This is a genomic window from Pseudomonas sp. GW821-FHT03C07 (assembly GCF_059420925.1).
Genome location: NZ_JBWKUQ010000002.1, coordinates 628,959 through 638,988 on the forward strand (window position 1 = coordinate 628,959; position 10,030 = coordinate 638,988).

The following is a 10,030-nucleotide window of genomic DNA, read 5'->3' on the forward strand; positions in this document are numbered from 1 at the left end:
TTCGAGAGCCCTGAAAGGGCTGAATGTCGAGTCCACTTAAACGCATTGGCGCCGCTGGGAGAGGGTAGATAGTTATGTGCGGGGCAATGACCCGCCGGCCCGGGCCGGCAGGTCGCCGGTGGCTCAGACCGCTACTTTCTGTGGCGTGAGACGCGGCAGGGCGCGCAGTTTGCTCAGGGTGTCGGCGCAGGTTTTCGCCGCTTCCTGGCCTTTGTGCACGAAGTGATCGAAGAAGAATTTCTGGTGTTCTTCACCCGCGTGGAAGTGGTGCGGGGTCAGTACCACCGAAAATACCGGCACTTCGGTGTCCAGCTGGACTTGCATCAGGCCGTCGATCACCGCGGTGGCGACGAAGTCGTGGCGATAGATTCCGCCATCAACCACCAGGCCCGCGGCGACCACGCCGGCATACCGCCCGGACTTGGCCAGCAGCTTGGCATGCAGAGGGATTTCGAATGCGCCGCCGACCTCGAAGAAGTCGATATCGCTTTCCTGATAGCCCAGCTTGGCGATTTCCGAGACAAAACCGTGGCGCGCCTGGTCGACAATATCCTTGTGCCAGCAAGCCTGGATGAAGGCGATACGTTGGTTGTGATGAATAGGGGTGGGTTGCATCTGTTCTGACTCCTGTTTGTGTGAAAAACAGGGCGATATGAATCGAATGGGATTCAAGGGTGCGTTCAGCTTCGTTGTGGGATGCTCGCAGGCACACACGGATCAGCGGACGGCCCCTGGGTGTCAATCCCGTTCTCTCTTCATCCGGACTATGACCGTCGGCCCCGGGATCACACCGGGTCTGCTGACCTTGTCGACCGACAGCCAAGGCCGTGGGAGTCGTCAAGCGCTCGCGGGCTAGACGCATTGCGCGCCATTACCGCCGGTGGGGAGTTGCACCCCGCCCTGAGAACGTTGCCACCAGACTTTCTGGCGGCGCCCAGTTTTTAACATATATTTTCAGGCAGCGCATGTCGTCGTTTCGATAATAATGATCGAATTTCCGCAGGACGTGTCGGCTCGAGCCGCCGTCGATCAGGCTGAAGTCACCCTGGGTATAGGGACGCCAGGTGTACGCAAGTTGAACAAGTTGTTGCGGTATTGGCCGAATTTGGCCGTGAATGAGACTGCAGGCCGTCCAATTGACGGTTTCTATCGTATAAACACACTGTACCCAAGGCGCAGGGCCGATATAATGCGGCCCTTTGCAAGTCGCAAACCCTTTTGGATGTGATGCACTTGCGTTTGGCCGCAGACTCCGTGGAAGAACCTATGAAAAGCGCAGAAATCCGTGAAGCCTTCCTTCGCTTCTTCGAACAGCAAGGCCACACCCGTGTAGCCTCCAGCTCTTTGATTCCGGGCAACGACCCGACCCTGCTGTTCACCAACGCGGGGATGAACCAGTTCAAGGACTGCTTCCTGGGCCAGGAAAAGCGCGCCTATACCCGCGCGGTCAGCAGTCAGAAATGCGTGCGCGCCGGCGGCAAGCACAACGACCTGGAAAACGTCGGTTATACCGCTCGTCACCACACCTTTTTCGAAATGCTCGGCAACTTCAGCTTTGGCGACTATTTCAAACGTGATGCGATCACCTTCGCCTGGACCTTCCTGACGTCCGACCAGTGGCTGAACCTGCCGAAGGAGAAGCTCTGGGTCACGGTCTACGCCAGCGACGACGAAGCCTACGATATCTGGACCAAGGAAGTCGGCGTGCCGGCTGAGCGCATGGTCCGTATCGGTGACAACAAGGGCGCGCCTTACGCGTCCGATAACTTCTGGACCATGGGCGATACCGGTCCGTGCGGTCCGTGCACCGAGATTTTCTACGATCACGGCGCCGATATCTGGGGTGGCCCACCCGGCTCGCCGGAAGAAGACGGCGACCGCTACATCGAAATCTGGAACAACGTGTTCATGCAATTCAACCGCACCGCCGACGGCGTGTTGCATCCGCTGCCGGCGCCGTCGGTGGACACCGGCATGGGCCTGGAGCGGATCAGTGCGGTGTTGCAGCACGTTCACTCCAACTATGAGATCGACCTGTTCCAGAGCCTGCTGAGTGCTTCGGCCCGGGCGATCGGCTGCAGCAACGACAACCAGGCGTCGCTGAAAGTCGTGGCTGACCATATTCGTTCCTGCGGCTTCCTGATTGCCGACGGTGTGTTGCCGTCCAACGAAGGCCGTGGCTATGTGCTGCGTCGGATCATTCGCCGGGCCTGCCGTCACGGCAACAAGCTGGGCGCCAAAGGCAGCTTCTTCTATCAGATCGTTGCCGCCCTGGTCGCCGAGATGGGCGAGGCCTTCCCTGAGCTGAAATCCCAGCAGGCGCATATCGAGCGCGTGCTCAAAGCCGAAGAAGAGCAGTTCGCCAAGACCCTGGAGCAAGGCCTGAAGATCCTCGAGCAGGACCTGGCCGAACTCAAGGGGTCGGTCGTCCCCGGCGACGTGGTGTTCAAGCTGTACGACACCTACGGTTTCCCTATGGACCTGACCGGTGACATCGCTCGTGAACGCAGCCTGACTCTCGACGAGGCCGGTTTCGAGCGCGAGATGGAAGCCCAGCGCGTACGCGCGCGTTCGGCCAGTTCCTTCGGTATGGACTACAACAGCCTGGTCAAGGTCGACGTCGCCACCGAGTTCACCGGCTACAGTGCTACCAGCGGTTCGGCGAAAGTCGTGGCACTCTATAAAGAAGGGCAGTCGGTCGACGTCTTGAATGAAGGCGAAGAGGGCGTTGTGGTCCTGGACCAGACGCCGTTCTATGCCGAGTCGGGCGGCCAGGTGGGTGATTGCGGTTATCTCAAGGCGGCTGCCGCTCGCTTCGATGTGCGCGATACCACCAAGACCGGCGGTGCGTTCCTGCACCACGGTGTCCTGGCCCAAGGCAGCCTGTTGGTCGGTGCCCAGGTTGACACCCAGGTGGCCGCCGAGGTGCGCCACGCCACGTCCCTGAACCACTCGGCCACGCACCTGCTGCACGCCGCGTTGCGTCAGGTGTTGGGCGAGCATGTCCAGCAGAAGGGTTCGTTGGTCGATAGCCAGCGCCTGCGCTTTGACTTCAGCCACTTCGAAGCCATCAAGCCTGAGCAGCTCAAGGCCCTGGAAGATATCGTCAACGCCGAGATCCGCAAGAACTCGGTGGTGGAAACCGAAGAAACCGATATCGACACCGCCAAGAAGAAAGGCGCCATGGCGCTGTTTGGCGAGAAGTACGGTGACAGCGTTCGGGTACTGAGCATGGGCGGCGATTTCTCCGTTGAGCTGTGTGGCGGTATCCACGCCAACCGCACCGGCGATATCGGCCTGCTGAAAATTACCAGCGAAGGCGGCGTCGCCTCAGGCGTACGGCGTATCGAAGCGGTCACGGGGGCAGCGGCACTGGCCTACCTGAACGCCGCTGAAGAGCAACTCAAGGAAGCCGCGAGCCTGATCAAGGGCAGTCGCGACAACCTGATCGACAAGCTGTCGGCGGTGCTGGAACGCAACCGCCTGCTGGAAAAACAGCTGGAGCAATTGCAGGCCAAGGCCGCCAGCGCGGCGGGCGATGACCTGTCGGCTTCGGCCCTGGACGTCAAGGGCGTCAAGGTCCTGGCCGTGCGCCTGGACGGGCAGGATGGCAAGGCGCTGCTGGCGTTGGTCGATCAACTGAAAAACAAACTCGGTCGCGCAGTGATCCTGCTCGGCAGTGTCCATGAGGAAAAGGTCGTTCTGGTTGCAGGCGTGACCAAGGACCTGACTGGCCAACTCAAAGCCGGTGATCTGATGAAACAAGCCGCTGCGGCAGTGGGCGGGAAGGGCGGTGGTCGTCCGGATATGGCGCAAGGCGGCGGTATCGACGCTGCGCAACTGGATGCCGCGCTGGCCCTGACCGTACCTTTTGTCGAACAGGGCGTTTAAGGCCGCGAAGGGTGCCTGCTGTCTAGTGGCGGGCATCGCAGCTGTGAAGTTGAATGATTAATGGGCGCCCCTTTACGGGCTGAGGCGGCTTAGAAATGGCTTTGATCGTACAGAAATTCGGAGGTACCTCGGTCGGCTCCGTCGAGAGAATCGAGCAGGTAGCCGACAAGGTTAAGAAGTTCCGCGAAGCCGGTGATGACCTGGTGGTTGTACTGTCCGCGATGAGCGGCGAGACCAACCGCCTGATCGAACTGGCCAAGCAAATCAGTGGCGAGCAGCAGCCGGTTCCGCGTGAACTGGATGTGATCGTTTCCACCGGCGAGCAGGTGACCATCGCCTTGCTGGCCATGGCGCTGATCAAGCGTGGTGTACCGGCGGTCTCGTACACCGGCAACCAGGTGCGGATCCTGACCGACAGCGCGCACAATAAGGCGCGCATCCTGCAGATCGACGATCAGAAGATTCGTGGCGATCTGAAGGCCGGTCGCGTGGTCGTGGTCGCCGGTTTCCAGGGCGTCGACGAGCACGGCAATATCACCACCCTCGGGCGTGGCGGTTCCGACACCACCGGCGTGGCGCTGGCGGCGGCCTTGAAGGCTGACGAATGCCAGATCTACACCGACGTCGATGGCGTCTACACCACCGATCCACGCGTTGTGGCCCAGGCCCAGCGCCTGGACAAGATCACCTTCGAAGAGATGCTGGAAATGGCCAGCCTCGGTTCCAAGGTGTTGCAGATCCGTGCGGTCGAGTTCGCCGGCAAGTACAACGTTCCGCTGCGCGTCCTGCACAGCTTCAAAGAGGGTCCGGGCACCCTCATTACTATTGATGAAGAGGAATCCATGGAACAGCCGATCATTTCCGGCATCGCCTTCAACCGCGATGAAGCCAAGCTGACCATCCGTGGCGTGCCAGACACCCCCGGCGTGGCCTTCAAGATTCTCGGCCCGATCAGTGCCGCGAATATCGAAGTCGACATGATCGTGCAGAACGTCGCGCACGATAACACCACCGACTTCACCTTCACCGTGCACCGCAACGACTACCAGGCCGCGCAAACCGTCCTGGAAAACACCGCACGTGAGATCGGTGCTCGTGAAGTGGTCGGCGACACCAAGATCGCCAAGGTGTCGATCGTCGGTGTCGGCATGCGTTCCCACGCTGGCGTGGCCAGCCGCATGTTCGAGGCCCTGGCCAAGGAAAGCATCAATATCCAGATGATCTCGACCTCGGAGATCAAAGTCTCCGTGGTGATCGAAGAGAAGTATCTGGAGCTGGCGGTACGGGCGCTGCACACGGCCTTCGAGCTGGACGCACCGGCCCGACAGGGCGAGTGACGCATCGTCCCCAAGGGCGCGGTTGAACCGCGCCCTTTGTTTTTCTTGATGGGCGTGGGCGGGAGCTGTTCTTTTGTCTGCGCTGGTCAATACTCAGGGGTGTAGGGCAATGGCTATATAGCCTGTAAGCCGAAGCCCTTTTTGCAGACTGTTGTCCCTGAACTGAAGTGCGTGTAGGAGAAAGGTATGCTGATTCTGACTCGTCGGTGCGCAGAAAGCCTGATCATCGGTGACGGTGAAATCACTGTGACCGTGCTTGGCGTCAAAGGAAATCAAGTCCGAATTGGGGTCAATGCCCCCAAGGAAGTGGCTGTACACCGTGAGGAAATCTATCTGCGGATCAAGAAAGAGAAGGACGAAGAACCAAGCCATTAATTTTATTTGATTTTTTGCTTTGCAAACGGGGAAAAGGTTGGTTATTATACGCCCCGTGTTGCGGAGAGGTGGCCGAGTGGCCGAAGGCGCTCCCCTGCTAAGGGAGTACACCTCAAAAGGGTGTCGGGGGTTCGAATCCCCCCTTCTCCGCCATTATTTGCGTAGTACGTGTAGATCTGGCTTCTTCGGTAAGTTGTTGAAATTACTAGAAAAAAGCGCTTTACAAAAAGATTTCACGGCCTATAATGCGCGGCATCAAATGCACTCGTAGCTCAGCTGGATAGAGTACTCGGCTACGAACCGAGCGGTCACAGGTTCGAATCCTGTCGAGTGCACCATTTAAGCGTTGTTGGTAGTGATACGAATAACGTGGCTTCAACCAGTTGTGATCTGGTCTAAAAACACACATGCACTCGTAGCTCAGCTGGATAGAGTACTCGGCTACGAACCGAGCGGTCACAGGTTCGAATCCTGTCGAGTGCACCCCATACAACAAAAAGCCCGCACTGGTTGCGGGCTTTTTGCCGTCTGGCGTTTGGGTTTATGGCGCTGGCTAGCGTTTGACGCATCCCTTCTCATCCAGCACCACCAGGCTGCTACGGCCCCTTTTCAGGTGGTAGTGATAGCGCGTCGCGGTGTTGCTCGTACTGATTCGATCCGGCCTTCCCAGGGCGCTTTCCACTTCCAGGCGACTCATGCCGGGGCGAACCTGCTGGTTGATGATCGCCCGGCGCTTTTCCTGCGCGCTCAACAGATTGTCGCAGCCGTCATCATGTTCGCCGACTACGGTCAGCTCTCGCGGCATTACGCTGGTGGTTTTTGGCCTGCTGGCGGATGTGGGCCGGCTTCCGGGTGCGGGATTGTGCGCGCGCTGGGGTTTCAGCGCTTCGTCTGGCGCGCATCCCAGGGTGGTAAAGGTGATATGGCCGCTGTCGTTTTCACAGCGATGGATGCTGGCAGCGCCGGCCGGGAAGGGCAGGCAGAGTGCGAGCAATAGGGAGAAAAGGTTTTTCGGTGGCATCGGACGTCCTCCTTGACGGTCTTTCATTTAGCCTAGCGGTGAGCGTTTGGTGGTGGGGGACGTTTTCTTTTCAGGATGAGTCGTCGTAAGCAAAAGGCCGGCGTAAAGCGCTCGACCGGGTGCTGCAAGCGCTTGTTCTAGCCAAGATTTTTGGTCGTGAAGGCGTGGGGGGCGGTGTATGATTGCGCCCGTCAGCCCCACCGGGGTTTTTGGAATATTTCCATGGACTTACCCAGTAGTTACTTAATCTCTCGTTATGCCAATCACGAATTGACTGATTGATCCTTCCGGCGTGCCCCGCTGCTGGGAGTGGAGTTCGCCTATGACCGAAGTTGAAGTAAAGAAAGGCCAGGACAGCCTGCAGGATCGTCTCGCTCAGGTCGTTGACCTGCTGCAGCGTCAGCGGGTGGTTGAAGACCTGACGCATCGTCAGGAAGGTCCTCATCACGACCGGGTGGAAAACCTGGTTCATCGGCAGAACCTCGTCGAGTTGCAACGCAAGCTCGATGACCTGCACTCCGCCGACGTCGCCTATATCCTTGAGGCCTTGCCCCTGGACGATCGTCTGACCGTCTGGCAGTTGGTCAAGGCCGAGCGTGACGGCGATATCTTGCTTGAGGTGTCCGACTCTGTCCGTGAAACCCTGATCGCCGACATGGATGATCAGGAGCTCCTGGCTGCCGCCAGGGAGATGGATGCCGACGAACTCGCTGATCTGGCCCCCGAGCTGCCGCGAGACGTTGTGCATGAGTTGATGGAAGCCCTCGACGGCCAGCAGCGTGAGCGCGTTCGCTCCGCGTTGTCCTATGACGAGGAGCAGGTCGGAGCGCTGATGGACTTCGAGATGGTCACCATCCGCGAGGACGTCAGTCTGGAAGTGGTGTTGCGCTACCTGCGTCGGCTCAAGGAGCTGCCGGGTCATACCGACAAGCTGTTCGTGGTCGATTATGACGGCGTGCTCAAGGGCGTGCTGCCGATCAAGCGCCTGCTGGTCAACGATCCCGAGAAGCAGGTGACTGAAGTCATGGCCAGTGATCCGGTGAGCTTTCACCCGGACGAGGATGCCTATGACGCGGCCCAGGCCTTCGAGCGTTATGACCTGATTTCCGCCCCCGTGGTGGACAAGAGCGGCAAGCTGATTGGCCGTTTGACCATTGACGAAATGGTCGACCTGATTCGTGAGGAAAGTGAAAGCGAAGTCCTCAACATGGCCGGTCTGCGTGAAGAAGAGGATATCTTTGCTTCCGTCTGGAAATCCCTGCGCAACCGTTGGGCGTGGCTGGCGATCAACCTGATCACCGCCTTTGTCGCCTCGCGGGTGATTGGCCTGTTCGAGGGCTCCATCGAGAAGCTGGTGGCACTGGCCGCCCTGATGCCGATCGTTGCGGGCATTGGCGGCAATTCGGGCAACCAGACCATCACCATGATCGTGCGCGCCATGGCGCTTGACCAGGTCAGCACGGGCAACACCTCGCGGTTGATGCGCAAGGAGCTGGCGGTGGGGTTGATCAACGGCCTGGTGTGGGGTGGGGTAATCGGCGTGGTCGCCTACCTGCTCTATGGCAGTTGGTCGCTGGGCGTGGTCATGACCGCGGCCATGACCCTCAATCTCTTGCTGGCGGCCTTGATGGGGGTGTTGATCCCCATGACCCTGGTGCGTCTGGGGCGCGACCCGGCGATGGGCGCCAGTGTGATGATCACCGCCATGACCGACAGCGGCGGTTTCTTCATCTTCCTTGGGCTGGCAACCATCTTCCTGCTCTAAGCGCTTCCCGGCCAAATCCCAGGCAAAAAAAAGCCAGCACACCGCTGGCTTGAGCTTTCAGGGATGAATCAGCTGGCGTCTGCCATTTCGGCATCGTGGGCGATCAGCGACACGAGTGCATTCTGTTGACGGTGGGAGAGCTGGCGGAAACGCTGGAGCAGCTCGCGCTCATGCAGAGAGAGCTCGGGGCTGTCCAGCCGCATGCTCAACTCGTCGCCCAGTGCGCCTTCTTGAATAAGGCTTTGCTCCAGGCGTGCAATGATCTCGGAATTCATGCTGCGGTGATGGTTGCGAGCCACCTCGGCGATGCGTTCACGCATTCCATCGGGCAGACGCACGACGAATTTGTCAGCCGTACGGCTGGAATAAATTGCCTGTTTCAATGGGCGCATAGTTTTAAACCGGTTAGTTCAGGGGAGCGGTTCTCGGAATTGGCCGCGGGATGTCAGTAGGACAGCATGCTTGGCCAAATGTTCAACCTGAATTGAAATGAGGCCCGCATCATGCCTCAAATTTGCCAGATCCTTGGCGTCAATTCTGTGACAAATATTGAACTGGACAAAGGCAATATGCCAGCACCAATTATCAGAAATGCGCACTGGTTTGAAAGTTTCACCCGGTAGCGCCCCTCTGATCGGCCATCCTGGGCCTGTCAGGAAGCGTCTGGCCAGCACGGCGCGGATTTTACCCGTTGGCCTGACCTTTTGCTTCTAATGTTAAAGCGTAGTGGCAATTTGCTGGTTTTCTAGTCTTCGGAGGGGGCCAAGATGGGGTTGAAGCGGACTTTCCGACCAGCGAGCAAGGCCAGGACGAAAAAACACCAAGGAGGCAGGTTAGTTCGTGCTTGCGGGAGGTGGCCTACCGTTAAAAAGCCCAGGGACGACATGACAAACACCGGCATGCCCGTTAACATGCTCGCCGTCCTTCGCGCCGCCTGTCCTGGTGGCCGAACGTTGTCCCAGTAGCTCAATTGGATAGAGCATCCCCCTCCTAAGGGGAAGGCTGGCAGTTCGAACCTGCCCTGGGACACCATATCGTTTGTTGCCTGATCCTTTTATTCTTCCTGATTGCTTCGGTTCTGATGTTGCCTGTCAGTGCTTTGCGTATTTCAAATCCTGCTTTCCAGGGGCTGTTTCGGGGGAGTCCGACCCTGCCGGGTTTGGACAGGGAGTTCTCTTCTATATAGGAGGAGTGGAGTGACGCTCCGAATTCCCCATCTATTGGCCAAGAAGCCGCCCCCCGACAGCAACGCGGTCCTTGTAGGAGTCGGCTTGCTGGCGATGGCGTCCTTGAAGGCGCTAAAAGCTTCGCGGGCAAGCTCCGCTCCCACAGGACCGAGTCGCACTGCAGGCTCTCGGTCAGCCTCGGACCTTGTAGGAGCCCGGCTTGCCGGCGATGGCGTCCTCGAAGCCGCTAAAAGCTTCGCGGGCAAGCTCCGCTCCCACAGTGTCCGGGTCTGACCGAGAGTTTGCGGTGTAACGCGGTCCTTGTGGGAGCGGAGCTTGCCCGCGAAGAGGCCAGTCCGGGCGCCGCAAAACCTGGGGCCTCCACGCTGTTTGTGACGCTTATGACAGAAAAGTGAAAATAAGCGTTGACGGGAAATCCTGTGGCTCTATAATTCGCCCCACTTCCGGCGCAGTC

7 protein-coding genes, 4 tRNA genes and 1 riboswitch are annotated in these 10,030 nt (G+C 58.9%); of the genes, 8 read left to right on the forward strand and 3 right to left on the reverse strand.

Features of this window, described 5'->3' with window-relative positions; genetic code table 11:
- Positions 1–123 precede the first annotated feature (123 nt).
- Positions 124–615 (reverse strand): 6,7-dimethyl-8-ribityllumazine synthase, encoded by a 492-nt coding sequence (locus AC07VG_RS06115; protein ID WP_495004735.1) that lies wholly within the window; start codon positions 613–615, stop codon positions 124–126.
- A gap of 127 nt (positions 616–742) precedes the next feature.
- Positions 743–912, reverse strand: a riboswitch (FMN riboswitch).
- Positions 913–1,266: 354 nt separating this feature from the next.
- Between AC07VG_RS06115 and alaS the strand changes: the two genes are divergently transcribed.
- The 6 genes from alaS to AC07VG_RS06145 all read left to right on the forward strand — a co-directional run bounded on the left by alaS (position 1,267) and on the right by AC07VG_RS06145 (position 6,086).
- On the forward strand, positions 1,267–3,891 hold the full coding sequence (alaS, locus tag AC07VG_RS06120; RefSeq protein WP_495004736.1) for an alanine--tRNA ligase: 2,625 nt from the start codon (positions 1,267–1,269) through the stop codon (positions 3,889–3,891).
- A 95-nt stretch (positions 3,892–3,986) separates the two neighbouring features.
- Positions 3,987–5,228, forward strand: coding sequence for an aspartate kinase (locus AC07VG_RS06125; protein WP_248800849.1), 1,242 nt, complete (start codon positions 3,987–3,989; stop codon positions 5,226–5,228).
- Positions 5,229–5,414: 186 nt separating this feature from the next.
- The gene (csrA, locus tag AC07VG_RS06130) at positions 5,415–5,603 is read left to right on the forward strand and encodes a carbon storage regulator CsrA (RefSeq protein WP_002554426.1); all 189 of its coding nucleotides are present in this window, start codon (positions 5,415–5,417) and stop codon (positions 5,601–5,603) included.
- Between the two features lie 62 nt (positions 5,604–5,665).
- Positions 5,666–5,756 (forward strand) — tRNA-Ser (locus tag AC07VG_RS06135).
- 108 nt (positions 5,757–5,864) lie between these two features.
- A tRNA-Arg gene (locus tag AC07VG_RS06140) sits at positions 5,865–5,941 on the forward strand.
- Between the two features lie 71 nt (positions 5,942–6,012).
- A tRNA-Arg gene (locus tag AC07VG_RS06145) sits at positions 6,013–6,086 on the forward strand.
- Positions 6,087–6,156: 70 nt separating this feature from the next.
- Here the strand turns inward: AC07VG_RS06145 and AC07VG_RS06150 are convergent.
- Positions 6,157–6,624, reverse strand: coding sequence for a DUF4124 domain-containing protein (locus tag AC07VG_RS06150; protein WP_495004737.1), 468 nt, complete (start codon positions 6,622–6,624; stop codon positions 6,157–6,159).
- 322 nt (positions 6,625–6,946) lie between these two features.
- Between AC07VG_RS06150 and mgtE the strand changes: the two genes are divergently transcribed.
- Positions 6,947–8,389, forward strand: a complete 1,443-nt coding sequence (gene mgtE, locus AC07VG_RS06155; protein ID WP_495004738.1) for a magnesium transporter — start codon at positions 6,947–6,949, stop codon at positions 8,387–8,389.
- A gap of 68 nt (positions 8,390–8,457) precedes the next feature.
- On the opposite strand, the gene AC07VG_RS06160 is transcribed toward mgtE, so the two are convergent.
- The gene (locus AC07VG_RS06160) at positions 8,458–8,781 is read right to left on the reverse strand and encodes an Arc family DNA-binding protein (RefSeq protein WP_103497682.1); all 324 of its coding nucleotides are present in this window, start codon (positions 8,779–8,781) and stop codon (positions 8,458–8,460) included.
- 563 nt (positions 8,782–9,344) lie between these two features.
- Here AC07VG_RS06160 and AC07VG_RS06165 point away from each other — a divergent pair.
- A tRNA-Arg gene (locus tag AC07VG_RS06165) sits at positions 9,345–9,421 on the forward strand.
- The last annotated feature ends 609 nt before the right edge of the window (positions 9,422–10,030 follow it).

Excerpts from the sequence above, each read along its gene's own strand:
- AC07VG_RS06115 (WP_495004735.1), bottom strand. The coding sequence starts at position 615 with ATGCAACCCACCCCTATTCATCACAACCAACGTATCGCCTTCATCCAG.
- alaS (WP_495004736.1), top strand. The coding sequence starts at position 1,267 with ATGAAAAGCGCAGAAATCCGTGAAGCCTTCCTTCGCTTCTTCGAACAG.
- AC07VG_RS06125 (WP_248800849.1), top strand. The coding sequence starts at position 3,987 with ATGGCTTTGATCGTACAGAAATTCGGAGGTACCTCGGTCGGCTCCGTC.
- csrA (WP_002554426.1), top strand. The coding sequence starts at position 5,415 with ATGCTGATTCTGACTCGTCGGTGCGCAGAAAGCCTGATCATCGGTGAC.
- AC07VG_RS06150 (WP_495004737.1), bottom strand. The coding sequence starts at position 6,624 with ATGCCACCGAAAAACCTTTTCTCCCTATTGCTCGCACTCTGCCTGCCC.
- mgtE (WP_495004738.1), top strand. The coding sequence starts at position 6,947 with ATGACCGAAGTTGAAGTAAAGAAAGGCCAGGACAGCCTGCAGGATCGT.
- AC07VG_RS06160 (WP_103497682.1), bottom strand. The coding sequence starts at position 8,781 with ATGCGCCCATTGAAACAGGCAATTTATTCCAGCCGTACGGCTGACAAA.